Source organism: Desulfovibrio desulfuricans (genome assembly GCF_024460775.1).
Lineage (GTDB): Bacteria > Desulfobacterota > Desulfovibrionia > Desulfovibrionales > Desulfovibrionaceae > Desulfovibrio > Desulfovibrio desulfuricans_E.
This window is the reverse complement of record NZ_JANFYZ010000023.1, coordinates 1-23131: the sequence shown is the minus strand read 5'-3', so window position 1 is coordinate 23131 and position 23131 is coordinate 1. Positions and strand designations below refer to the sequence as shown.

The following is a 23131-nucleotide window of genomic DNA, read 5'->3' as shown; positions in this document are numbered from 1 at the left end:
TTCGGGGGGGATGCAAGGGGGGCCGAGAAGGGGGCGTAGCCCCATAACCGGCCCCACCTTGCCGCGCGCCGCGCAGGCGTCCCAAACTCCGCCGGACGGCGGAATTACATGCCCGAAGGGCAGCAAAAATCAAAGGATGATCCTCGCCGCCGCCAGGCAAAATTCCCCCCTTACCCCTCTGGGGAAATTCCTTAGTCATTATTTCACAAATCAGGATTCTCCTGATAGCGCGCAAGTCCGTTGAGACCTACCTTGGGCTGACAGTAAATAAACTTGCGTCGGCAAAAGGCCGCAAGGGGGAAACAATGGCTTTTGATTTCCAAAGAACCCCGAAGAGCGGGGCTGAGAATTTTGTGGTGAAGTTCATTCTGCTGCCCGTGGCACTGTGCCTTTGGCTTGCCTGTCCGGTGTCGGCGCAGGCCGCTGAGGCACTTCCGGCTGCTCAGGCCGCCGTAACGGCGCAGGCTGAAAATGCCGCTCAAACCCAGGCCCAGTCTTTTGTGGCTGTGGCTGCCGCCGATACTTCGGTGCAGGCCGCGCCCGCTGAAGCCGCTCCTGCTGCTTCGCAAGCGCCTGAAGCGGTGGCTGTAGACAACCATCCGTGGTGGTACTGGCCGCTGGCCCTGCTGTTCTTCTGTTTTATCCTCGGCGTGATCGCCGTCATGGCCGGTGTGGGCGGCGGCGTTTTGTTTGTGCCGCTGGTGAGCGGGTTTTTCCCCTTCCACCTCGACTTTGTGCGGGGCGCTGGCCTGCTGGTGGCCCTTGCGGGAGCGCTGGCCGCTGGCCCCGGTCTGTTGCGGCGTAACTTCGCCAACCTGCGTCTGGCTCTGCCTGTGGCGCTGATTGCCTCTGCCTGCGCCATCGTGGGCGCCATGCTCGGCCTGGCGCTGCCTACCAACGTCATTCAGACCTGCCTTGGCGCGACCATCCTTGGCATTGCCGTGCTGCTGCTGCTTTCCAAAAATTCCGTGCGCCCTGTAGTGACCAAGCAGGATGCCATAGGCCTTGCGCTCGGCATGAACGGCGTTTTCCTTGAACCCAGCACTGGTGAAGTGGTGGAGTGGAAAACTCACCGCACCCTGGCTGGCCTGCTGCTGTTCATCGCCATCGGCATCATGGCTGGCATGTTCGGCCTTGGCGCTGGCTGGGCCAACGTGCCTGTGCTCAACCTGCTCATGGGCGCGCCTCTCAAGGTGGCCGTGGGCACCTCAAAATTCCTGCTTTCCATTACCGACACGTCTGCCGCCTGGGTGTATCTGAACCAGGGCTGCGTTATCCCGCTCATGGCCGTTCCTTCCATCGTCGGCCTCATGCTGGGTTCTGTGGTGGGTGTGCGGCTGCTTGCCAAGGCCAAGCCCAAGTTCATCCGCTACATGGTTATTGGCGTGCTCTTCTTCTCTGGGGCCAAGGCCCTCATGAAGGGCCTCGGCTGGTAATCCGAACTGGATACGCTTGAACTGAAGGGAGAAAACAATGACCACTGATCTGAAGAACGACATAAAGGCCTCCCCCGCGCAACTGCGCTATGCAGACACCCTGTTCTACGGCGCGCTGCTGGGCTTTGTGGCAATGCTAGTTACCTACGCGCTCTATATTTTTGGCGTACTGACGCCGCAGATCCCTCTGGACCAGATGCCGCACCTGTGGACGCAGAACGCAGCCGCCTACCGTGCTGCGGGCAATATTCCTCAAGGTTGGGGCTGGCTTGCCCTTGTGGGTAAGGGCGATATATGCAATTTCATTGGTATCGCTTTTCTTGCGGCGCTCACCATCATCTGCTTTGTGCAGCTTGCGATCAGTCTTGTGCGCCAGAAGCAGTGGATTATGACGATTATTGCCGTGCTTGAAGTGTTGGTGCTCAGCCTTGCGGCTTCGGGCGTTCTGGTGGCTGGCGGCCACTAGTCGGGGTTTTGCCTTACGGGGCCGGGGAACGTGCCGCCGTGGAGCTGAACCGCACCAGCGGGCTTGACGGCGGCGCAGACCTTGGAGGGCACATGTTTGCCACGATAAAAAACTACTTCGCGCATCTGCTGGAAGTTCCGGAGGCGGTGTCTCCGGCCCGGTACCGCTCGCTGCGGCGGCTGATGACAGTGCTCATGGTGGCCGTTTCGGTTACGCCGCTGCTGCTACTTTCGGCCATCAGCCATGTGCAGTACATGCGTACCCTTGAGCGCGAACTGGAAAGCCCGGTATACGCCCTGGCCCGCAAATCGCAGGCGGCGCTGGAACTGTACCTTGGCGAGCGTGTTTCCACGGTGAGTTTTCTGGCCCACGCGTATACCTTCAAGGATTTGCTGGACGAGCGGACTCTCAACCGCGTGTTTCTGGCCCTCAAGAGTGAGTATCAGGGCTTTGTGGATATGGGCCTGGTGGACGCGGACGGCCAGCAGGTTGGCTATGTGGGGCCGTACAAGCTCAAGGGAGTGGATTACGCGGGCAAGCCATGGCTGCGTGACACCGAGATAAAGGGGCGCTACCTCAGCAACGCAATTCTGGGGTATCGCGGGTATCCGCACCTTGTCGTGGCAGTGCACAGGCTTGAAGAAAACGGCGTTTCATGGACGTTGCGCGTGGCCACAGATACCCTGCGCATCCAGCAGGTTGTATCCACCGTTGGGCCGGAGCATGATACTGACGTGTTTCTTGTGGACACGGAAGGCGTGCTGCAAACGGATTCCAATCTTTTCGGCAAGGCGCTGGAAAAACTGCCCATGGATTTGCCCCCGGCCTCGCACGAAACAGTGGTGCGCCGTATTACCGACCCCAAGGGCAGGCAGCTCATGGTGGCCTCGTGCACGCTGGCAGGCACGGATTTCATGCTGCTGGCCGTCAAGCCCACGGAAGACGCCATCCGCCCCTGGCTGGCCCTGCGCACGGAATTGCTGCTGGTCTTGTGCGGCGGCATTGCCCTGATCTTTATGGTTTCTAATCTGCTCATGCAGCAGCTTATAAACCGGTTGCAGGCCAGCGATGAACGCCGGGTCGCTGTTTTTGCCCAGATGGAGCACAACCAGAAGCTTTCGTCCATCGGGCGGCTGGCTGCGGGCGTGGCCCACGAGGTCAATAATCCGCTGGCCGTCATTTACGAAAAGGCGGGGCTTGCCCAGGATCTTTTGAGCATGGGCAAGGTGTGCGGCGACGGCAAGGACAAGGAAAGGCTCTGCGCTCTGCTGGAAGGCATTGAAAGCACAGTGGAACGCGCGCGAGGCATTACCCACAGATTGCTGGGCTTTGCCCGCCGCATGGAAGCCAACCGCCAGGCTCTGCACATAGAAGAAGTTATTTCAGAAACCCTTGGTTTTCTTGAGCGCGAAGCCAAAAACCGGGGCGTCAAACTTGAAGCGGAACTGCCGCCTAACCTGCCGGAAATCGTGTCCGACAGAGGCCAGTTGCAGCAGGTGTTCCTCAATATCGTGGGCAATGCGCTGGACGCGCTGGCCGGCGGCGAGGGGAGCACGCAGACTCCGCAGGGCGAAGAGCGTTTTGTTAAAATACGCTGTCAAAGCCAGAACGGGCAGATGCTGGTGAGTGTGCAGGACAACGGCAAGGGTATGTCGCCCGAAGTGCTCCGGCATATTTTTGAGCCGTTTTACTCCACCAAAAAAGACAAGGGAACCGGGCTCGGCATGTTCATCACCTACGGCATCGTGCGCAAGCTTGGCGGCGAAATTCACGTGCAAAGCGAAGAAGGGCGGGGCAGCACCATAAGCATCACCCTGCCGCTTACTCCGCCAGATGTCGCGGTGGAGGTGTAGAATGTCATTACGCATCCTTCTGGCTGACGATGAAAAGGAATTTGTCGATACCCTGGCAGAGCGTCTTTCGCTTCGCGGCTTTGCGCCCTATGTGGTTTATGACGGCATCAGCGCCCTCCAGGCCGCCACGCCGGAAAAACCCGATGTTGTGGTGCTTGATCTCTTCATGCCCGGCTTGTCGGGTGATGAAGTGCTGCGCCGCCTCAAGGTTCTGTACCCTGATTTGCCGGTTATCCTGCTCACAGGGCACGAGGCCGTGGACGACAACGGCACAAATCCTGTGGCGCAGGCCTTTGCCTGCCTCACCAAGCCGCTGAGTTTCAATGTTTTTCTGGAAACGCTGCAAGCTGCCGTGCGTGAAGGCAAGGAATGCTCAGCCAACGGAGGCAAGTCATGAATGAGAGTCAGTGCATGGCCCGCCTGCTGGCTTCCGCCGTTCACGACATGCGCAACGTGCTGGCCGTGATTCGTGAATCTGCCGGGCTGGCGCAGGATCTGGCAACGCTGGCTGGCGGCAAGACTGTTGCCGCGCCGGGGGCAGAGCGGCTTTCATCGGCATTGAGTGAAGTGCAGCGTTCCATTATTCAGGGTGCGGCCCTTTCCGAAGCCATGGACTTTATGGCTCAGGCTGGTGGCATGGAACCCGGCAGCGCTGGCCCCTGCGATCTTGCGCGGGTAAGCCGCAGTTTCTGCCTGCTGGCGGCGCGTCAGGCACGCGCGGCGCAGATACAGTTGACCAGCGGCGAAACTGAAGAACCCGTGTGGGCCAATGTGCCGCCTTTGGCTGTGCTGCGGTCTCTGCTGGAAGTGTTTGACCTCTGCGCCTCGGTGGGCGGGCAGGTGAACCTGCGCCTCACCGCCGGGCGGCGGCAGAAGGAAGAAGGCATTATTGTAGAAGCACTGGAAGGGGCCAACCGCGAGATGGCCCTGGCGGCCATGACGGGCAGCCCCATGCTGGACGGCATGCGCCCCGGTTGGCGCGCCGTGCTTATGCCCTGGCGAGACGCCGGGCCAAGATTTTTCCTTTCCATTTCGGCCTGCGATAGCGAAGGCGAATAACCGGCGCCGGCATGTTGCCGGGCCTTCAAGGAGTATTCCATGACCAAGGAAGACATCAAAATCCTGCTGGTGGACGACGAAAAGCAGTTTGTGGACACGCTGTCTGAGCGCCTTGCCATGCGCGGCTTTGAAGCGCGGGTGGCCTATGACGGCCCCGAGGCCCTCAAGGCTGTGGAGCAGCCCACCGACGTTATCGTGCTTGACCTGCGCATGCCCGGCATGGACGGCTTTGAAGTGCTGCGCAACGTCAAAAAGAGCAATCCGCAGGTTCAGGTCATCATTCTTACGGGCCACGGCGGCGACGCTGAAGAACAGACCGCCTATCGCATGGGCGCGTACAACTTCCTCAGAAAGCCCATGGACATTGACGAATTGCTCAACAGCATTCGCATGGCCTACCGCGACAAGCTTGAGAACGCCATGGTGGCTGTTTCTCTGGCCGAAGGCGGGGACTTTGATTCCGCCCGCGATGTCATGAACGAAAAGGACGTGCTGGAAGAGCACGGTAAATAGGCGCTGGTGCAGCTTTGGCCGGGAGGGCCGGATGGAGCGCATCCGGCCTGCGACAAGGGGGTTTCTGCACGAAACGCTCTTGCAGGGTTTGTCCCAACTCCCTGTCATAAAACAGGCGATGGCTGGTCTTGCCCGCCGCAAGGCGGCTGATCCATGCGTTAATTGCCCATGGGCGTTTTTTTGAAACTGCCCGGGCGGCAGCGGTTCGCCATAGGAGTTCGCCATGCGTGTGCTTGTTGTGGATGACGAACCTGCCTTTTCTGAGCCTTTGGCCGAACGTCTGGCATTGCGCGGCTACGAAACCGCAACCGCGCAGGATGCCGATGCAGCCTTGGCCGAACTGGCGCGCGGCCCTCGAGACCTCATATTTCTTGATGTGGGGCTGCCGGGTATGGACGGCGTGGATCTGCTGAAAATTCTGCGCGAGCACTACCCGCAGACAGATGTCGTGATGCTTTCCGGCGCTGGAGACATGGGCAAGGCCGTGCAGGCCATGCGGCGCGGCGCGCTGAACTGGCTTTCAAAGCCCGTGGGCATGGACGGCATCCTTGCGGAATGTCGCAAGGCGGCGGAGCGCGCAGGCGCACGGCAGGAAGCAGCCCGTCTGGCCGAGGCAGCCCGCTGGCGCAGCCTTGGCCGGGTAGCGGAAGGCGTGGCCCATGAGGTCAACAATCCGCTGAATATCATGGTGCAGGCCGCTGGCCTGATCCGCGACTGTCTGGAAGAGCCGGAAGCCGAAGCTTTGCCGGATATCGGCGAAGTGCGCGAGGCTGTGGACACCATCAGGACGCAGAGCCTGAGGGTGCGCGAGATTACGCGCAAGCTGCTCATGGTCGGGCACGGGCTCGACCCCCGTGTGGGCGCGCTTGATGCGGCTGCGGATGTGGCCCAGGTGCTGCGCCTGCTGCACGAACGCATGGAAAGCGCCCATGTGCGCTGCGATGTACGAGTGCCGCAGGGAGAAGGCGCGCCCCGCCCCTTGGGGTCTGCCCCTGAATTGCAGCAGATATGCCTGCACCTGCTGGAAAACGCGCTGGATGCGCTCAGTGATACTGATTCCGCATCAGGAGCGGCAGAGCGCCCCGGCGGTCTGATCACCCTGACCGCCAGCACCAGACGCGATGCGCAGGGGCAGGACTGGTATGACCTTGTGGTGCGCGACAACGGCCCAGGTATCGCGCCCGACATCATGCCGCACATATTTGAACCTTTTTTCAGCACGCGCGCCCTGCAAAGCCCTGTTGCCGCGCATGCATCCGGCGGCAAGACGCTTGGCCGCTACGTGGGCCTGGGGCTTGCGGTGGCCCGTTCCCTGGCGCACGCCCGGGGCGGAGAGCTGACAGCAGCCAACGCGGCTGATGGCGGGGCGGAATTTTGCCTCAGCCTGCCTCTGGCGGAATCTTTGGGAGAACACCCAACTCCCAAGGCCAAAGCATAACGCATTGAATTTTTCATATTGTGCGCAAGGTTCTGTATCTGACGTTTGCGCCCTGCATCACCTCCATGCGCCCCAAGCGTTTACGGTGGAAGCCCCTTGCCAAGGGTTCGGCAAGGGGCAATTCTTTTGTTGCAAACTAACACAAAGCCCCTGCCGCAGGGTTTTCCTCCGGCAGGGGCTTTGTGTTAATGTCGTTGTGCGCTTTGCTCTTGCCCGGTCAGGATAGTGGGGCGGGGACTCTGCGTGATTAAGAAATGAATTAATCCGGCAGCAGCACGTCTGTCTGAAAACCGGCGGCAACGCACTTGGCAATAAGGTCGCCTGAACCGTCGTAAATTTTTACGTCATAATTCAGGATATGCTTGCCGTTGCGCACCACAAAGGCCTCCGCCGTGAGGGGGGAAACCTTGCCGGGGCGCAGGTATTCAATGGTGGTATTCAGGCTTACCACGCCGTAATCCTTGCCCGCATTAGCGGCAGAGCCAAAGGCCACATCGGCCAGGGCAAAGATGGCCCCGCCGTGGGCCATGCCCATGCCGTTTTTGTGGTTTTCGGTGATAGGCATGGTTACCTTGGCATATTCCGGCGTGGCGCTTTCAATGGTCATATCCAGATAGCGCACCAGCTTGTCGTGCTTTTCCACGTAGTTTTTCATTTCCATCTCCACACGTATCCCTTGCTCTGGCGCTTGCGTGAGTTGGCTTTGCCTCAAGGCGTATGCCTTGTTGCCGCACCACCGCGCCAGAGTTGGCGTTTAAAAAACCTTGAGAATACGCATTCTCAAGGCTGTTTTGCTCTTGCGAAAGAAAACGGGCTGAAGGCCTTGGCTTTCAGCCCGCGTTGCATCAGTGCAAATGCATAATATCTTGTCTATTCTACCTGTTGGATGCCGTCCAGCTTCCAGTTGCCGCCTGTCACGGGGCGCATAAAGTGCCACACTTCGCGCGCAGAGGACGGCGTCTGCTGGTCAGGACTTTCACGCAGGAGCACGTCAAAGAACACCTGAGCGTACTGTTCCTGACCTTCATCGGCAACCCCCAGCAACTGGGCATTGACCAGCAGAATTTCTGTGGTGCTCGGCTTGGGGTCGGCTTCCATCTGTTCACGTACCGATTTCTGCACGGCCTCGGTGGTAAACTGCGAGATATCGTTCATGTCGCGTTTGTCCCAGGCCGTCTGCAAACGGGTGTAAGCCATCTTGGCCCCGCGCAGAAATTCGTCGGCATCAAAACCGGGAGGCATGGGAATCTGCGGGCCGGGGGTTTCAGCCTCGCCAGCGCCGCCCTGACCACGCAGGGCATCCCATCCATTGCTCGCGCTGTCGTTACGCATCATGCCCGCTTCGGGCTGCGTGCCCTGTGCGCCTTGCGCGCCTGCGGAAGCTTGCGCGGGCCTCGAGCCGCGAAAGGCGGCAAAAAGCTTGAGGCCAAGGAAAATCATCAGGCCGATGAGCAGAATGTCCATAAAGCCGCCGCCAGCAAAACCATGACCGCCCAAGAGCGAACCGATGAGCGTACCGGCAAGCAGGCCGCCCATGAGGCCGCCCATGCCGCCAAACATACCGCCGGGACGCGCGGCAGGGGCCGCCTGTGCCTGAGGCTGAGCGGCGCTGGGCTTATTCTGGAAAGTGGTCTGCGGACGGGGCGCAGGCGTGCTCATAAAGGGTTTGCTGCCAAAAGAACCACCGCCGCCAAGACGAGCTGCAAGTGCGTCATCAGACAGGGTGAACATGAGCGAACAGCAAAGCAGAACAAGAATCGTCAAAAAAGCTTTTATTTGCATGAACATCTCCCATAAGGGCGGTGTTGGTCATCTCCTTGAGTGGCGATATGACCGGGTAGTACTTTCTGTACAAGCCTTATCTACTATAATCATTATGCAGATTAAGGCAAGTCTGGGGAAAACGCGGCAAGGGGAGCGGTTTTTTGCTCCCTGCGGCGTGGTCGGAAAAGTATCGTGGCGGGTTTGAAATCAGCAAATTCGGCAGCTTGGGGGCGTTATTTTTGCAACGAGGTCAGACCGTCAAGAATTGTCCACGGATTGGGCGGGCAGCCGGGAATGTACAGATCCACGGGCAGCAGTTCGCTCACGCCACGGTTGCACTGCTCGCTCTCGCGGAACAGCCCCCCGGAAATAGCGCAGGCCCCCACGGCAATAACAATGTGTGGCTGCGGAGTCGCCTTGAAGGTATCAAGCAGGGCCAGCCGCATGTTTTCTGAAACCGGGCCGGTTACGGCAATGCCGTCGGCATGGCGGGGCGAGGCCACAAAATCAATGCCAAAGCGGCCAAGGTCAAACACCAGAGTGGTGAGCACGTTGCTGTCGGCCTCGCAGGCATTGCAGCCTGCGGCGCTGACCTGCCGCAGCTTGAGCGAGCGGCGGAACAGGGAAAACCGGGACGGCGTGGGCTGCTCTGCAAAAGGCTGACCGGGAACCACGAGCAGGCCTTCGCGGGTAAAGGACGCCATGCGGTGCTGCCCGGTAAAGGTAAAGGCACCCTTGGGGCAGGCGGCACGGCATGCGCCGCAAAAGGTGCAGCGCCCCATGTCCAGCGTGGGGGTGCCGTCTCCCGCGCCAGCGGTCGGCAGCAGGGCTCCAGCAGGGCAGGCCGCGTAGCAGGCGCGGCACGATCCGCAGGAAACCTGCGCAAGTTCTGGCCTGCCCAGATACCGGGGAGAGAGCGCAGGCTGGCGATTGGGGTAATCCAGCGTGCGGTATTTCTGGTGCAGGCGTTCCTTGATAATACGCAGCATGTCAAAGCCTCACAGATCGTGTCCGCAGTACGAGAGGTTGAAACTCTTGTTGCAGAGCGGGAAGTCGGAAATCTGGTTGCCGCGCAGGGCCATGGCAAGGCCGGGCCAGTTGTGGAACGAAGGATCGATGGCCTTGTAGGTCAAAAATCTGCCGTCAGGCCCGGTAACAGCCACGTGGCAGATTTCGCCGCGCCAGCCCTCAACCTGTGATACGGCGAGGGTATCGGGCGGAAGGGACGCAAGGGCCTCGGCGTCTGGCTGTTCCGCAAGGGGCGGCAGGCTGGCGAGAGTGGAAATATCTGCCTCGAGCAGGCGCAGGGAATCGTCAATCTCCTTGCTGCGCACGAGGGTGCGGGCCAGGACGTCGCCCGTGGTTTCAACGCGTGGTGCGCAGTCCCTGGTGGGCAGATCGGCAAGGGGAAAGTGGAAACGCGCGTCAACCTTGAGCCCGCAGGCCCGTGCGGCCATGCCCACCAGGCCGAGATTCTGGGCGCTTTCCCTGCTGACGTAGCCCGTACCCGTGAGGCGCTCAAGCACGCTCTCGGTATGCAGCATCACGTCCACAGCACCGCGCACGTCTCGTCCTGCCGCCTTGAGGCGCGCAAGCATGTCTGCGCAGCCGTCCGTGTCAAGATCGTAGGCCGTGCCGCCGGGGCGCAGCAGCCCCCGGCCAAACCGGTTGCCGCACAGGCAGGCCGTAGTGTTGAGAAAATCACCGCGTATGCGGCCATTCCACGAGGCGGTGGGCAGAAAGCCCGTATCCCCGGCAATGGCCCCAAGGTCGCCCGTGTGGTTGGCAAGGCGCTCAAGTTCAAGGCCCACCCGCCGCAGACGGTGCGCGCGCGGGCCGACCACGCAGCCCGCCATGCGTTCAACCAGTACGCAATGGGCCGTGGCATGGCCTATGGTTGTATCGCCTGCGGCGCATTCCAGCAGGGGCAGGCAACGGGCAAGGGGGCCGCGCACAAGCATGCGCTCAAGTCCACGGTGCTGATAACCCAGAGCAATCTCAAGGTTCAGCACGTTTTCGCCGTGGCACTGAAAGCGGAAATGCCCCGGCTCAATAACCCCGGCATGTACGGGGCCAACGGCAACTTCGTGGATTTCTTCGCCTTCAACCCTGTAGAAGGGATAGGGCTGGGCAGCCTGGCCAGGCGCTGCGGCAAGCGAGCCGCCTTCGGCCTGCGTTCTGGCATTGGCTTCGGCGGCGTCCGGGATGCGGCGCACAGGCTTGAGCCATGGATGCCCCTCAGGTCGGATGCCCCATTGTTCAAATATTTCGCGTTCAAACAGATGTGTCTGAGGCGTAACGGGCGTCATGGAAGCATAGGACTGCAAGGGGGCGGTGCGCATGGCGGCAAGATAGTGCGAACTGTCCTGAGCCAGGACGCAGCACAATCCCGCAGGGGCGTTTTCGTCCGAAGATTCCGGCAGGCCGAACAGGGCCAGCAGACGCCAGCCTTCGGCAATGTAGCGGCGCACAAAAGCTCCCAGTTCTTCAACAGAAACAGGGGGCATGCCCGACAGCGGCACGGTATCGCGGTAATCGAATAGCATCGGCCCTCTCACCGTTGGCAGCGCAAAACCCGGTGGGTTTTGGCATCAGCCTTTGGCGCTTACGCGCCTATGAGCGCAGCGGCGCGGTTAAGAAAATTCCACAGCCAGTCGGGAATCCACAGGCCCAGAGTCAGCACGGTCAGCCCCAGCACCAGAGGCGGCAGGACGCTCAACACTGGCTCGGAGTTTGCGGGCGGCAGATCCACGGGGCGGTTGCCCTGCACCATGCGCAGAACCGACACGGAAAGCCCCACAAATATTATGGCCAACAGCACCAGATATCCGGCGGAAAGCCAGGGCAGGTCAGCCGCCAGCATGCCCTTGAATATGAGCAGCTCGCTGACAAAAAGCCCAAAGGGCGGCGAACCGGCCACAGCCAGAAATCCTGCTGTCCAAAGCGCCGCCGTAGCGGGCATGGTCCAGCGCATGCCGTGCACATCATAGCTGGAATAGGTGTGGTAGCGGGCAAGGATATTGCCAGAAAGCAGAAAGAGCATGCACTTGGTGAGCGAATGGCAGACCGCATGCAGCATTGCGCCGGGCACTGCCACGCCGCCCACGCCAATGCCCAGAGCCAGAATGCCCATGTGCTCAACGCTGGAATAGGCCAGCATGCGCTTGTAGTGGCCTTGCCCCACAATAAAGATGGCGGCTGTCATGAGCGAAAGAATACCAAAAAACGTGAGCATGCCGCCCGAAAGCCCCCCAAGCCCCGCAGCCAGCATGATCTGGTGCCCGCGCAGCATGCCCAGCATGGCGCAGTTGAGCAGCGCGCCCGAAAGCAGGGCCGAAACCAGCGAAGGCGCCTGACTGTGCGCATCGGGCAGCCAGTTGTGCAGTGGGGCGAGGCCCATCTTGGTGCCGTAGCCCACCAGCAGAAAAACAAAGGCCGCCTTGAGCCACGTGGGTTCGGCAAGGGCCGCGTTGCGCACAAACCAGCCCACCTGATCCATGCCGTCTGCTGCGCCAGTGGCGCCTTCCGCACCGTGGAACGACACGGAAAGCAATATGTTGCCCAGAAGAGCCAGGGCAATGCCCACGGAGCATATGATCAGGTACTTCCAGGTGGCTTCCAGCGAACTCTTGTGACGGTGAAAATAAATGAGCTGGGCGCTTGAAAGCGTGGTCGCCTCAATGCCCACCCACTGCGCGCCCATATGCGGCGTGATGGTCACAAGCGTCATGGCCCCGAGAAAAAAGCACAGGCAGGCTGTGAAGCGGCGCTCCGGCGCATTGGTGAAGCGTCCGTGATCCAGAATATTGGTGTGCTCGCCGATGCGTTCTTCTTCCCGCAGGTAATGCACGGCATAGAACGACGCGGCAAGAAACAGCAGACTCGCCAGCATCAGAAACAGCACGCCCAGAGCGTCCGGGGCCAGCAGGCCGCCAAGTTCAGAGGGGGCTTCTCCGCGCGCGACCTTGACGGCAATTGAAGCGGCAAGGGCTGTGTGCGCCAGTGCCGTGAGTGGCAGGCCAAGGCGGCAGATGACGGCGCGGCCCCAGAGCAGCATGATGCAGCCTGCGCACAGGGGTATGAAAAGAAGTGCTGTCAGCATGCTCTCGTCCTAATCCCTGAGGCTGCGGAACCGTGCCACATCAATGGAGGCGAAGGAATCGCTGATATGGTTGATGGCTATGCCCATAACAAAGACAGCCACGAAAACGTCCAGCAGGAGGGCCAGTTCAAACCACACCGTGCCGCCTGTCATGAGCGGCACACCCAGCAGAAAGATGCCGTTTTCCGCCACCAGATAGCCGATGACCTGGGTGATGGCCTTGATGCGCCCCACAATGAGGATAAATCCGCAGAATAATGTTGCCAGCCCTGTGGGCAACAGCAAGGGCGGGTAAAGCCCCAGCGGCATGACCAGCTTGCCGTCCAGCCAGATGGAAAATACCAGGCCGGCCATGCCTGCAAGCACGCCAAAACCCACGCGGCGGGCGGGGCAGATCAGGGCGTCGGCGGGCAGCCGTTTTTGGGTGCGCCACAAAAGACCGGGCAGCAACGCGCCCTTGATCAGCAATACGGCCCCGGCCAGCAGCGCGTGGTCAAGGCTCAGCAGCAGGGCCGCCAGCAGCAGCCCCTGAAAGGCTGTCAGGCGCGTCATGCCCGCAACGCGGCGCGTTCCGAGCAGCAGATAATTGCTCAATACCAGAAGGAAAAGGCAGGACTGCAAAAGCGTGGTCATGGCAACCTCGCCTGGGTCAGAATAAGCGTGAGCATGCCCATGCCCGCTGCTGCGCCCAGCAGGAAGGGCACGCGCTCCATGCGCAGGCGGGCCATGATGGATTCCACAATGCCCACAACCACGGCCAGAAGCAGCACAATGCCAAGGCGCACGCCCAGTTGCTCCCACAGGGGCAGAGCAGGAGTGATCAGGCCTGCTATCAGCGCGGCGAAAAACCATAGTTTGAGAGCAGCGCCGTAGAGTATCAGGGCCAGATTGGGGCCGGAATGGTCTAGCACCATGACCTCGTGGATCATGGTCAGTTCAAGGTGCGTGTTGGGGTCGTCCACCGGGATGCGGCAGTTTTCCACCAGCAGCAGCACAAAAAAGATCACGGGCAGGAGCAGCAGCTCGCCCTTGCCTGTCAGCCATGCCCCGGCGGTTTGCCCGCCAAACATGGTGGAGAGGCTGAAGGCCGTTTCCGTGCCGTGCCCAAGGCCGAGGCACAGACTCGTGAGCACCATGAGCGCAAGAAAAAATACGGGTTCCGCGAGGGCGGAGAATGTGGCCTCGCGGCTTGCGCCCATGCCTTCAAATGCCGAGCCTGTGTCCAGCGCGCCAAGCATGACGGCAAAGCGCCCCATGCCCAGCAGATAGGCTGCCAGCACAAAGTCGCCCGCAAAGGCCAGTGGCGAAACCGCGCCGCCGAGGGGCAGCAGGGCCAGCGCGCAGATTGCGCCTGCCAGGGATATGGAGGGGGCGGCTGCAAATATCCATGTGGATGTGCGGCTGATCACCTCGCCCTTGCGCAGCAGCTTGGCGATATCATAGTAGGTTTGCAGCACGGGCTTGCCGTGGCGTCCGGCAAATTTGGCCTTGACCCGGTTGATGATGCCGGGCAGCAGGGGGGCCAGAATCAGGGACAGGGCAAACTGTGTAAAATAGACTGCAAGCCCGGCTTTCATGAGTGCAGCCCCCACACAAGCAGAGCCACCAGAGTGGCGAGAATGTACAAAATATACAGGTGGATTTTGCCGTGCTGGATAACCTTGCAGGCATTGCACAGGTTTTCCACCGCCGTAAACAGCGGTGTAAACAGGCCGCTGCGCAGGCGGTCGGGCGCGGTGACGCTCAGTTGTCCGCCCTTGGGGAACAGCCCTTCATCCAGTTGTAGGCGGGTTTTAAGGCCCATGACTGGAGCAAAAATTTTTGCCGTGGGCTCGGAGAAAGCCGCGTCCGTATACTGGATGCGGGCAGATCCGCCCTGAAAGCCGCAGCCCCATGTGGGCATGGATTCTACAGCGCGTTTTTTAAGCAGGCAGCGGCGGACAAAAAGGATAAACAGGGCCAGTCCAAGCCCGGCTCCGCCGATTTTTGCCACGGCTGCAAGGCTTGTATGCGCCTGAGCCAAGCCAGCCAGACCAGCCTGTTGAAATGCCGGAGGTAAGGGCAGGGCGCTTTGCGCCGCCCCTGCTGCCAGATCAAAAAAACAGGGGGCAGCCAGACCACCCGCCAGACACACAGCGGCGGGCAGGGCAAGGGGCCAGAGCGTGCGCCAGGAAAGCGGATGCACGCTGGCGGCAAAGCCGGAACGCGGCTCGCCCAGAAAGGCGATGCCGTAGGCCTTGGCGTACAGGGCTGCCGCAAGGCCGCTGATGCAGGCAAGGCCCGCCAGGGCAAGCAGCAGGCCCACCTGTCGCTCCACGCCAAAAAGCGCGGGGCCGTCCAGCAGGGAAAGGCCCAGCACAAGCTCGCCCGCAAATCCGTTAAAAGGCGGCAGGCAGGCAATGGCCGCCGCACCTATGGCAAAGGCCGCGCCAAGGAGGGGCAAACGTTTTTGCAGCCCGCCCAGATGCTGCATGCGCACGGTTCCTGTGGCGTGCAGCACTTCGCCTGCGCACAGGAACAGCAGCCCCTTGAATGCAGAGTGGTTGAGCATGTGCAGCAGCGCGCCGGAAAATCCCAGTACAGCAATCCACGCATTGCCGCAGCTCTGGCCAATGAGCCCTGCACCCAGCCCCATGACCATCAGGCCCATGTTTTCCACGCTGGAATAGGCGAGCAGCCTTTTGAGGTTGCTTTGGGCCGTGGCTTTTAAAATTCCCATGAGGCCGGTGGCAAGGCCCAGCAGAAGCAATGTCCAGCCCCACCATTCGGGTGCCGCGCCCGCAGGGGCCAGCATGCCCACGCTACGGATCATGCCGTAAAATCCTGCATTGATCATGGCCCCGGAGAGCAGGGCCGAAACATGGCTTGGCGCGGCAGGGTGCGCCTCGGGCAGCCATACGTGCAGGGGGGCAAGGCCCGCCTTGGCTCCAAAACCGACCAGAGCCAGCACAAACAGAGCCGTAAGCAGGCCGGGGCCGGAATAGGCTTGCGCCTGTTCAAGCACCCGCGCAAGCACAGCCCCACCTTGCAGGGCGTCAAGCGAAGTGTCGCCCGTGACCTGCCACAGCAGGGTAAAGAAGGCCATGAGGGCCACAGCGCCCAGGTGGGCAGCCACAAGGTAGACCCATGAAGCGTCGCGCACCTTGCTGTCGCCGTCATTGAAATCAATAAGAAAGAAGGGCGCCAGCGACATGATTTCCCACGCCAGCATGAACAGCACGGCATCGCGCGCGGTCATTACCAGGGCAAGGCCGATCAGCAGCATATGAAAAAAGAACCAGTGCGCCGCAAGATTGTGGCGTTCTGGTTCTTCATGCCGCAGGGCAATGCCGCCCGAGGCGGCGCAGACAAAACCCAGACCAAACACTGGCAGCAAAAACAGGCGGCTCAGGGCATCCATGCCCAGGGCGCAGGAACCCACGGGCAAGGCCAGAGGCAGGCGCAGGCTCTCCTGCCCGGCCCATGGGCCGGAAGCAAGAGCGCACAAGCCGACAAAACAGCCCGCAAAGGCCCCGATAACGCCAGCCGCATTGGCCGCGCGTCCGGTTGCCTTTGAGGGCGGGCGCACGGCCAGCAGTGCGCACAGGGCGGCTGTTGCCGCCAATATGCCGATGGCCGTGATAAAAAGGAACATGACTGCCGGAATACCTACGCCAGGCCGTCTTTCAGCTGCTTTTCAAAGTAGGCGATGGTTTTTATCAGGCCTTCTTCAAGAGCTACTTTGGGTTCCCAGCCAAGCTTTTCGCGGGCCAGGGTAATGTCGGGCTTGCGTTGCTTGGGGTCATCGCAGGGCAGGGGTTCGTAAGAAATCACGGATTTGCTGCCGGTCATTTCCACGACCTTTTCGGCCAGTTCGCGGATGGTGAACTCGCCGGGGTTGCCCATGTTCATGGGGCCCACAAAATCATCGGGCGAGGCCATGAAGCGGATCATGCACTCCACAAGGTCGTCCACATAGCAGAAGGAGCGGGTCTGGGAGCCATCGCCGTAAATGGTGATGGCTTCGCCCTTGAGCGCCTGAATGATGAAGTTGGAGACCACGCGCCCATCGTTGGGGTGCATCTTGGGCCCGTAGGTATTGAAGATGCGTCCCACCTTGATGGGCAGGTTGCCTTGCCGCCAGTAGGCAAAGAACAGGGCTTCGGCGCAGCGCTTGCCTTCATCGTAGCAGGAGCGGATGCCGTTGGGGTTCACATGGCCCCAATAGCTTTCCTGCTGCGGATGTATCTCGGGGTCGCCGTACACTTCGCTGGTGGATGCCTGATAAATGCGCGCGCCAAGCCTCTTGGCCAGACCCAGCATATTGATGGCGCCGTGTACGCAGGTCTTGATGGTCTGCACCGGGTCGTGCTGATAATGGATGGGCGAGGCCGGGCAGGCCAGATTGTAAATTTCATCCACCTCTACATAGAGGGGAAATGTCACGTCGTGGCGGATAAGCTCAAACCTGCGGTTATCCATGAGCGCTTCCACGTTGGCGCGGGCGCTGGAAAAGAAATTGTCCACGCAGAGCACTTCGTGCCCTTCGTTGAGCAGGCGTTCGCACAGTTGCGAACCCAAAAAGCCGGAACCGCCGGTGACAAGAATGCGTTTGCGGAGATGCATGATTCCCCCGAAAAAAGTATAGGAAACCAGTAAAAACTGGCAAATCCCCCAAAGCATAGCCCCATTGTCCGGGCTTTGCAATGGCGGTTGGGTGTGGGGGTGTCTGCTGCCCGTGACTTGCCCCTTGCCTTTCGCCTGCGCCCGTTGCTATGTATCGGCCGCGAGGTAAGCCATGTCGAAAAAATCAGCCGTCCGCATTGATCCCCTGACTCTGGCCCTGCCCCTTGCCGGGGTGGACAGCCACGCGCACCTTGATGGTCAGGAATTTGATGCGGATCGCGATGCCGTGCTTGAACGCGCCCACGCGGCAGGTATTGCCCAGGTGGGCAACGTTTTTTTGGGGCCGGAAGAGTATCATGCCCGCCGGGCTTATTTTGATGCTCACCCCGAGGTGTTTTTTCTTATGGGCGTACACCCCTGCGATGGGCAGAAGTGTACGCAGGAGCGCCTTGCCGCCATGCGCGCCGCCTTTGCCGAAGATTCCCGGCTCAAGGCCGTGGGCGAAATCGGTCTGGATTTTTACTGGCCGGATTGCCCGAGGGAAATCCAGTATCAGGCCCTGCGCGATCAGCTTGCTCTGGCGCGCGCCGTGGAACGTCCGGTGGTCATTCACTGCCGCGATGCAGAGGAAGAAACTCTCATGACGCTGGAGGCCGAGGGCTTTGCCGGGTATCCCCTCCTGTGGCACTGCTTTGGTCAGGGGCCGGAAACAGCGCGGCGCATCTTGAGCAACGGCTGGCACATATCCATTCCCGGCCCGGTCACGTACAAGGCCAATGAGGCCCTGCGCGAGGCCGTGGCTCTTATTCCCGCCGACCGTCTGTTGCTGGAAACCGACGCTCCCTATCTTGCGCCCCTGCCTTGGCGCGGCAAGCGCAACGAGCCTTCCTATACGGTGTTTACCGTGCGGGCCATGGCCGAAGCGCGGGGAGAAAACCCTGAAGATCTCTGGCGTACCTGCGGCGACAATGCCCGCCGGTTTTTCGGCCTGCCAGCGCAGGAATGATGCTGTGCTGACCCCGCCAGCCCCGCCCGCGCGGCTGGCCTTGCACGGGTCTGTTCTTGTGTCCACATGGCAGAAGTGATACCATGTCCAAAGCCGCTCGAAACGGTGGCTTGGTAATGTTTTTGATAAATATTTTCGGTGGTTGTCCGCGCTTGGTCCGGCCTGCCGCAGCGCATTGCAGCGGCAGGGCAGCCTTGGCGCGTCCTCTATAGCGTCAGCGCAAGCTGTTTGCCCAACTTCAAGGAGATTCCATGTCGGATCTGCGTACCCCCCTCACTGCCTGGCACGAGGCGCATGGCGCAAAAATGGCCCCCTTTGCCGGGTGGCTTATGCCCATCCAGTATGAGGGTATTATTGTCGAGCATCAGCACACCCGCCAGCATGCAGGTCTTTTTGACATCTGCCACATGGGCGAGTTCCTTATTGAAGGCCCCGGCGCGGACGAAGCCCTGAGCAAGGCCGTGAGCCACAATCTCCAGACCCTTGCCCCCGGCAAGTGCCGCTACGGCTTTTTGCTCAACGAAAAGGGCGGCGTGCTGGACGATGGCATCATCTACCGTTTCGGCCCTGATTCCTTCATGGCCGTGGTCAACGCCGCCTGCGCCGCCAACGACTTTGCCGTGCTGCGCGCCCGCCTGCCCCAAAGCGTCAAGATGACCGACATTTCCGCAGAAACCGGCAAGATCGACCTCCAGGGGCCGGAATCTCTGGACGTGCTCGAAAAGCTGCTGGCCCAGAATTTTCATGACCTCGGGTACTTTGGCTTTCGTGAAACCACCTGGCAGGGTTCGCCCCTGTTGGTGAGCCGCACCGGCTACACCGGCGAGCTGGGCTACGAGCTGTACATCGCCGCCTCTGAAGCCGAAGCTTTCTGGAACGCCCTGCTGGCTGACGAACGCGTCAAGCCCATAGGCCTTGGCGCGCGCGATACCCTGCGCCTTGAGGCTGGCCTGCCCCTGTACGGGCACGATCTGGACGAGAATCACAGCCCCGCCGAAGCCGGTATGGGCCGCATGATGACCAGCACCGCCGACTATGTGGGCCGCGAAGGCGCGCAGAACATTGCCGAAGTGCTGGTGCCCCTGCGCATTGATGGCCGCCGCGCCGCCCGTCACGGCGATGTGGTTGCCCTTGCTGACGGCGCGGAAGTGGGCCACGTGACCAGCGGTTCGTTTGCGCCCTCGCTGGGCTATGTGATCGCTTTTGCTTGGGTCAAGGCCGCGCATGCCGGGGCCGAAAATTTTGTGGTTCGTGCCGCCAGAACGGAGCTGCCCGCCGCGCGGGTTGAAGCGCCGTTCTACACCGAAGGCACCGCGCGTAAAAAACTGGCCTGATACGGTCGTTGATCTGTGAGGGCCGCATCCCACGGCACCTCACTCAGAGCAGCGTAACTTTTATAACGATTGAACCCTATTTTTCAGGAGTTTGCACATGGCTACCAATCCCGCCGATATTCTGTACAGCACCAGCCACGAATGGACCCGCATTGAAGGGGACGAGGCCGTTATCGGCATCACCAGCTTTGCTCAGGAATCCCTTGGCGATATCACCTACGTGGAACTGCCCCCTGTGGGCGACCAGCTTTCTGAAGACAAGGAATTCGGCTCTGTGGAATCGGTCAAGGCCGCCAGCGACCTGATTTCTCCCGTTTCGGGCGAAGTGATAGCCGTGAACGAAGCTCTGGAAAACACCCCCGAGCTTTGCAACAGCGACCCCTTTGGCGAGGGCTGGATTGTGCGCGTCAAGCTGGCCCACAAGCCCGGCGGTCTGCTGGACGCGGCGGCTTACGAAGCTCATTGCGCCACCGAGAAACACTAGACAGGCATGCCGTTTGACGTGGGTAGCGCAGTTTAACCACGTTACCCTTGTATGATTTTGGGCTGCCTGCGCGCGGGCAAACTTTTGCACCGAGTGTGTAACAGCCTGAAATTTTTTCTTTCGCACCGGCTGGAGCCGCGCTGTACAACGGCGGGTTCCAGCCGGAGTCCCTTTCACAGCGGCTGCCGTCGCACAAGCGGTACAACGTGTCCGGCGGCAAGGAGCTAGTATGCCATATATTCCCCATACGCCGGAAGAGTTGCATGAAATGCTCTCCGTAGTTGGCGTGCGCAGTCTGGATGAGCTTTTTTCCGACATCCCGTCCAGCATGCGTCCCCAGAGCTTTGATCTGCCCAAGGGGCAGAGCGAAGCCGCAGTCTGCGGACACTTTGAAGAGCTGGCAGCCAAAAACTGCCCCGGTCATGTGTCCTTTCTCGGCGCAGGCTTTTATAACCACGACATCCCCAAGGCTGTGGACGCGCTTTCTGGCCGCAGCGAATTTTACACCGCCTACACGCCCTATCAGGCAGAATGCTCGCAGGGCACTCTGCAGGCCATTTTTGAGTTCCAGACCGCCGTCAGCCGCCTGATGGAAATGGATTGCGGCAATGCCTCCGTGTATGACGGCGGCACCGCCATTTTTGAAGCCGCCATGATGGCTGTGCGCTCCACGCGCCGCCGCGTGCTGGTGGTGGACGAAGCCGTCAACCCCATCTGGCGCTCCATGCTGGAGGCCTATGTTTCGAGCCTTGATCTGGAAATCAAGACCGTATCCCAGCAGAATGGTTGCAGCGATATGGACGCCCTTATGGCTGCCACCGACGCTACATGCGCTGCCGTTATTGTGCAGAATCCCAACTTCTTCGGCGCAGTGGCGGACTACACGGCCCTGTTTGCCAAGGCCCGTTCCAACAAGGCCTTTGGCGTCATCTCCGTGTATCCGGTTATGCAGTCCGTGCTCAAAACCCCTGGCGAAATGGGGGCTGACGTGGCCGTGGCCGAAGGCCAGAGCCTTGGCATGAACCTCTCGTTCGGCGGCCCCTACCTCGGGCTCATGGCCTGCCGCAAGGAGCACATCCGTCAGTTCCCAGGCCGCATTGTGGGCCGCACCACCGATGTGGACGGCAAAACCGGCTACGTGCTGACCCTGCAAGCCCGCGAGCAGCACATCCGCCGCGCCAAGGCCACATCCAACATTTGCTCCAATCAGGCTCTCTGCGCCCTGCGCTCGCTCATCCACATGAGCCTGCTTGGCCCGCAGGGCCTCACCCGCGTGGCCGAAAACAACATGGCGCTTGCCCGCTATGCTGTGGAGCGCCTTACCGGCCTCAAGGGCGTGGAACTGCTCAACAGCGCCCCCTACGGTTCGGAAGTGGCCCTGCGCCTGCCCATGCCCGCCGCCGAAGTGGTCAAGGCCATGACGCAGAAGGGTGTTGTGCCCGGTTATCCGCTGGGCCATCATTATCCCGGCATGGAAAACGTGCTGCTGCTCTCGTGCACCGAGGCCAACAACCGCACCCAGATAGACAAGCTGGCCGAAATCATGGGAGGTCTGCTGTGAAAACCATTTTCGCCAAATCCGTTTCCGGGCGCACCGCCTACTGCCTGAACAGCTCTGCCCCCAAGGCTGAGGCCATGTTGCCCGCAGACCTGCTGCGCAAAAAAGCTCCCCGTCTGCCCGAATGCTCGGAACTGGACGTGGTGCGCCACTTCACCCAGCTTTCACAGCTCAACTACAGCGTGGATGCCAATTTTTACCCCCTTGGCTCCTGCACCATGAAGTACAATCCCAAGTTCATGGAATACGTGGCAGCACTGCCGGGCTTTACCCATCTGCACCCCATGATGGCCCAGCTTGAGGGCGGCGCCGACTGCGCCCAGGGCGCGCTGCAATGCCTGTATGAAGCCGAAAACCTGCTCTGCGAGCTCACGGGCATGAAGGCCTTTACCTTCCAGCCCATGGCCGGGGCCAACGGCGAATTCACCGGCGTCAAGCTCATTGCCGCCTACCACAAGGCCAAGGGACGCAACCGCAAAAAAATGCTTATCCCCGATGCGGCCCACGGCACCAACCCTGCCTCCGCCGCCCTTGCCGGATTTGACACCATCAACATTGAATCGCGCGACGGCATGGTGGATCCCGAAGCCATTGTGGCTGCCATTGCCGAACACGGCGAAGATGTGGCAGGCCTCATGATGACCTGCCCCAACACCCTCGGCCTCATGGAAGTGCACTTGCCCCGCATCGTCGCCGAACTGCGCAAGGTCGATGCCCTGCTGTACTATGACGGCGCAAACATGAACGCCATCATGGGCAAGATGCGCATGGGCGACGTGGGCTTTGACGTGGTGCACCTCAACGTGCACAAAACCCTGGCCACCCCGCACGGCGGCGGCGGCCCCGGCGCTGGCCCCGTGGGCGTGAGCGACAAGCTTCTGCCCTTTATGCCCGCCCCGCGCGTGGCAAAGCACCCTGACGGGCGCTTCTTCCTCGATTACAACCTGCCGCAGACCATCGGCCCCATCGGCCCCTTCTACGGCAGCTTTGGCGTGGTCATCAAAGCCCTGGCCTACATGCTGCGCCTCGGCGGCGAAGGACTCACCCGCGCCTCTGAATACGCAGTGCTCAACGCCAACTACCTCAAGAAAAAGCTTGAGGACGTGCTGGAGATTCCCTTCAAGGATCGTTTCTGCGCGCACGAATTCGTGGCCTCCGCACCGCAGGGCCTGCGCGCTCTGGATATCGCCAAGGCCTTGCTGCAACGTGGCATTCATGCGCCCACCATCTACTTCCCGCTCATCGTGCACGAGTGCCTCATGGCCGAACCCACGGAAACGGAAAGCAAGGAAACTCTGGACGGTTACGTCGAAGCCCTGAAGGAGATCATTCGCACGGGCAAGGCTGATCCGCAGTCTCTTCAGGAACTGCCCACCAACCTGCCCGTGCGCCGTCTGGATGAAACCGCCGCCGCGCGTCAGATGGTGCTGACGGAAGATATGGGGTAGTGGAATAAAGTTGGGGGGGGGGGGGGGGGGGGGGGGGGGGGGGGGGGGGGGGGGGGGGGGGGGGG

At 60.9% G+C, this 23131-nt stretch carries 21 protein-coding genes; 12 read left to right on the top strand and 9 right to left on the bottom strand.

Annotated elements, in window-relative coordinates; translation table 11 throughout:
- The first annotated feature begins 305 nt into the window (after window positions 1-305).
- From NE637_RS14970 to NE637_RS14940, 7 genes are all read left to right on the top strand, one after another.
- Window positions 306-1436: a sulfite exporter TauE/SafE family protein gene (locus NE637_RS14970; protein ID WP_225530046.1), complete on the top strand. Its 1131-nt coding sequence runs from the start codon at window positions 306-308 to the stop codon at window positions 1434-1436.
- Window positions 1437-1473: 37 nt separating this feature from the next.
- Complete coding sequence (locus NE637_RS14965; RefSeq protein ID WP_227119457.1) at window positions 1474-1902, top strand: DUF1634 domain-containing protein; 429 nt, start codon at window positions 1474-1476, stop codon at window positions 1900-1902.
- 92 nt (window positions 1903-1994) lie between these two features.
- Complete coding sequence (locus tag NE637_RS14960; RefSeq protein WP_215648109.1) at window positions 1995-3755, top strand: sensor histidine kinase; 1761 nt, start codon at window positions 1995-1997, stop codon at window positions 3753-3755.
- Between the two features lies 1 nt (window position 3756).
- Complete coding sequence (locus NE637_RS14955; RefSeq protein WP_192113363.1) at window positions 3757-4152, top strand: response regulator; 396 nt, start codon at window positions 3757-3759, stop codon at window positions 4150-4152.
- Window positions 4149-4814: a sensor histidine kinase gene (locus tag NE637_RS14950; RefSeq protein ID WP_192113364.1), complete on the top strand. Its 666-nt coding sequence runs from the start codon at window positions 4149-4151 to the stop codon at window positions 4812-4814. Before NE637_RS14955 ends, NE637_RS14950 begins: the two co-directional genes overlap by 4 nt.
- Before the next feature lie 39 nt (window positions 4815-4853).
- Window positions 4854-5327, top strand: coding sequence for a response regulator (locus NE637_RS14945; protein WP_192113365.1), 474 nt, complete (start codon window positions 4854-4856; stop codon window positions 5325-5327).
- A 223-nt stretch (window positions 5328-5550) separates the two neighbouring features.
- Window positions 5551-6765: a hybrid sensor histidine kinase/response regulator gene (locus NE637_RS14940; protein ID WP_215648059.1), complete on the top strand. Its 1215-nt coding sequence runs from the start codon at window positions 5551-5553 to the stop codon at window positions 6763-6765.
- A gap of 259 nt (window positions 6766-7024) precedes the next feature.
- Here NE637_RS14940 and NE637_RS14935 read toward each other — a convergent pair whose 3' ends face one another.
- From NE637_RS14935 to NE637_RS14895, 9 genes are all read right to left on the bottom strand, one after another.
- Complete coding sequence (locus NE637_RS14935; protein ID WP_192113367.1) at window positions 7025-7420, bottom strand: PaaI family thioesterase; 396 nt, start codon at window positions 7418-7420, stop codon at window positions 7025-7027.
- Window positions 7421-7635: 215 nt separating this feature from the next.
- Window positions 7636-8547 (bottom strand): Tim44 domain-containing protein, encoded by a 912-nt coding sequence (locus tag NE637_RS14930; RefSeq protein ID WP_192113368.1) that lies wholly within the window; start codon window positions 8545-8547, stop codon window positions 7636-7638.
- Window positions 8548-8762: 215 nt separating this feature from the next.
- Window positions 8763-9518 (bottom strand): NADH-quinone oxidoreductase subunit B family protein, encoded by a 756-nt coding sequence (locus NE637_RS14925; RefSeq protein WP_227119458.1) that lies wholly within the window; start codon window positions 9516-9518, stop codon window positions 8763-8765.
- A 9-nt stretch (window positions 9519-9527) separates the two neighbouring features.
- A complete protein-coding gene (locus tag NE637_RS14920; RefSeq protein WP_227119459.1) occupies window positions 9528-11075 on the bottom strand; it encodes a hydrogenase large subunit in 1548 nt (515 codons plus the stop codon).
- Between the two features lie 59 nt (window positions 11076-11134).
- On the bottom strand, window positions 11135-12631 hold the full coding sequence (locus NE637_RS14915) for a proton-conducting transporter transmembrane domain-containing protein (RefSeq protein WP_227119460.1): 1497 nt from the start codon (window positions 12629-12631) through the stop codon (window positions 11135-11137).
- Between the two features lie 9 nt (window positions 12632-12640).
- Entirely contained in the window at window positions 12641-13264 is a 624-nt protein-coding gene (locus NE637_RS14910; protein WP_192113372.1) for a hydrogenase-4 component E, read from the bottom strand.
- On the bottom strand, window positions 13261-14208 hold the full coding sequence (locus tag NE637_RS14905; RefSeq protein WP_227119461.1) for a respiratory chain complex I subunit 1 family protein: 948 nt from the start codon (window positions 14206-14208) through the stop codon (window positions 13261-13263). The genes NE637_RS14910 and NE637_RS14905 overlap by 4 nt, the downstream gene beginning before the upstream one ends.
- Window positions 14205-16265 (bottom strand): proton-conducting transporter transmembrane domain-containing protein, encoded by a 2061-nt coding sequence (locus NE637_RS14900; RefSeq protein ID WP_227119462.1) that lies wholly within the window; start codon window positions 16263-16265, stop codon window positions 14205-14207. Before NE637_RS14900 ends, NE637_RS14905 begins: the two co-directional genes overlap by 4 nt.
- 14 nt (window positions 16266-16279) lie before the next feature.
- On the bottom strand, window positions 16280-17236 hold the full coding sequence (locus tag NE637_RS14895; RefSeq protein WP_192113375.1) for a UDP-glucuronic acid decarboxylase family protein: 957 nt from the start codon (window positions 17234-17236) through the stop codon (window positions 16280-16282).
- 172 nt (window positions 17237-17408) lie between these two features.
- On the opposite strand from NE637_RS14895, the gene NE637_RS14890 reads away from it, so the two are divergent.
- The 5 genes from NE637_RS14890 to gcvPB all read left to right on the top strand — a co-directional run bounded on the left by NE637_RS14890 (window position 17409) and on the right by gcvPB (window position 23066).
- Window positions 17409-18242, top strand: coding sequence for a TatD family hydrolase (locus NE637_RS14890; protein ID WP_192113376.1), 834 nt, complete (start codon window positions 17409-17411; stop codon window positions 18240-18242).
- A gap of 251 nt (window positions 18243-18493) precedes the next feature.
- On the top strand, window positions 18494-19576 hold the full coding sequence (gcvT, locus tag NE637_RS14885) for a glycine cleavage system aminomethyltransferase GcvT (RefSeq protein ID WP_227119463.1): 1083 nt from the start codon (window positions 18494-18496) through the stop codon (window positions 19574-19576).
- 97 nt (window positions 19577-19673) lie between these two features.
- Complete coding sequence (gene gcvH, locus NE637_RS14880; protein WP_022659599.1) at window positions 19674-20060, top strand: glycine cleavage system protein GcvH; 387 nt, start codon at window positions 19674-19676, stop codon at window positions 20058-20060.
- Between the two features lie 229 nt (window positions 20061-20289).
- Complete coding sequence (gcvPA, locus tag NE637_RS14875) at window positions 20290-21621, top strand: aminomethyl-transferring glycine dehydrogenase subunit GcvPA (RefSeq protein WP_227119464.1); 1332 nt, start codon at window positions 20290-20292, stop codon at window positions 21619-21621.
- A complete protein-coding gene (gcvPB, locus tag NE637_RS14870) occupies window positions 21618-23066 on the top strand; it encodes an aminomethyl-transferring glycine dehydrogenase subunit GcvPB (protein ID WP_227119465.1) in 1449 nt (482 codons plus the stop codon). The genes gcvPA and gcvPB overlap by 4 nt, the downstream gene beginning before the upstream one ends.
- Window positions 23067-23131: the final 65 nt, after the last annotated feature.

Bases quoted from the DNA above. Each gene is read 5' to 3' on its own strand.
- NE637_RS14970 (WP_225530046.1), top strand. From the start codon at position 306: ATGGCTTTTGATTTCCAAAGAACCCCGAAGAGCGGGGCTGAGAATTTT.
- NE637_RS14965 (WP_227119457.1), top strand. From the start codon at position 1,474: ATGACCACTGATCTGAAGAACGACATAAAGGCCTCCCCCGCGCAACTG.
- NE637_RS14960 (WP_215648109.1), top strand. From the start codon at position 1,995: ATGTTTGCCACGATAAAAAACTACTTCGCGCATCTGCTGGAAGTTCCG.
- NE637_RS14955 (WP_192113363.1), top strand. From the start codon at position 3,757: ATGTCATTACGCATCCTTCTGGCTGACGATGAAAAGGAATTTGTCGAT.
- NE637_RS14950 (WP_192113364.1), top strand. From the start codon at position 4,149: ATGAATGAGAGTCAGTGCATGGCCCGCCTGCTGGCTTCCGCCGTTCAC.
- NE637_RS14945 (WP_192113365.1), top strand. From the start codon at position 4,854: ATGACCAAGGAAGACATCAAAATCCTGCTGGTGGACGACGAAAAGCAG.
- NE637_RS14940 (WP_215648059.1), top strand. From the start codon at position 5,551: ATGCGTGTGCTTGTTGTGGATGACGAACCTGCCTTTTCTGAGCCTTTG.
- NE637_RS14935 (WP_192113367.1), bottom strand. From the start codon at position 7,420: ATGAAAAACTACGTGGAAAAGCACGACAAGCTGGTGCGCTATCTGGAT.
- NE637_RS14930 (WP_192113368.1), bottom strand. From the start codon at position 8,547: ATGCAAATAAAAGCTTTTTTGACGATTCTTGTTCTGCTTTGCTGTTCG.
- NE637_RS14925 (WP_227119458.1), bottom strand. From the start codon at position 9,518: ATGCTGCGTATTATCAAGGAACGCCTGCACCAGAAATACCGCACGCTG.
- NE637_RS14920 (WP_227119459.1), bottom strand. From the start codon at position 11,075: ATGCTATTCGATTACCGCGATACCGTGCCGCTGTCGGGCATGCCCCCT.
- NE637_RS14915 (WP_227119460.1), bottom strand. From the start codon at position 12,631: ATGCTGACAGCACTTCTTTTCATACCCCTGTGCGCAGGCTGCATCATG.
- NE637_RS14910 (WP_192113372.1), bottom strand. From the start codon at position 13,264: ATGACCACGCTTTTGCAGTCCTGCCTTTTCCTTCTGGTATTGAGCAAT.
- NE637_RS14905 (WP_227119461.1), bottom strand. From the start codon at position 14,208: ATGAAAGCCGGGCTTGCAGTCTATTTTACACAGTTTGCCCTGTCCCTG.
- NE637_RS14900 (WP_227119462.1), bottom strand. From the start codon at position 16,265: ATGTTCCTTTTTATCACGGCCATCGGCATATTGGCGGCAACAGCCGCC.
- NE637_RS14895 (WP_192113375.1), bottom strand. From the start codon at position 17,236: ATGCATCTCCGCAAACGCATTCTTGTCACCGGCGGTTCCGGCTTTTTG.
- NE637_RS14890 (WP_192113376.1), top strand. From the start codon at position 17,409: ATGTCGAAAAAATCAGCCGTCCGCATTGATCCCCTGACTCTGGCCCTG.
- gcvT (WP_227119463.1), top strand. From the start codon at position 18,494: ATGTCGGATCTGCGTACCCCCCTCACTGCCTGGCACGAGGCGCATGGC.
- gcvH (WP_022659599.1), top strand. From the start codon at position 19,674: ATGGCTACCAATCCCGCCGATATTCTGTACAGCACCAGCCACGAATGG.
- gcvPA (WP_227119464.1), top strand. From the start codon at position 20,290: ATGCCATATATTCCCCATACGCCGGAAGAGTTGCATGAAATGCTCTCC.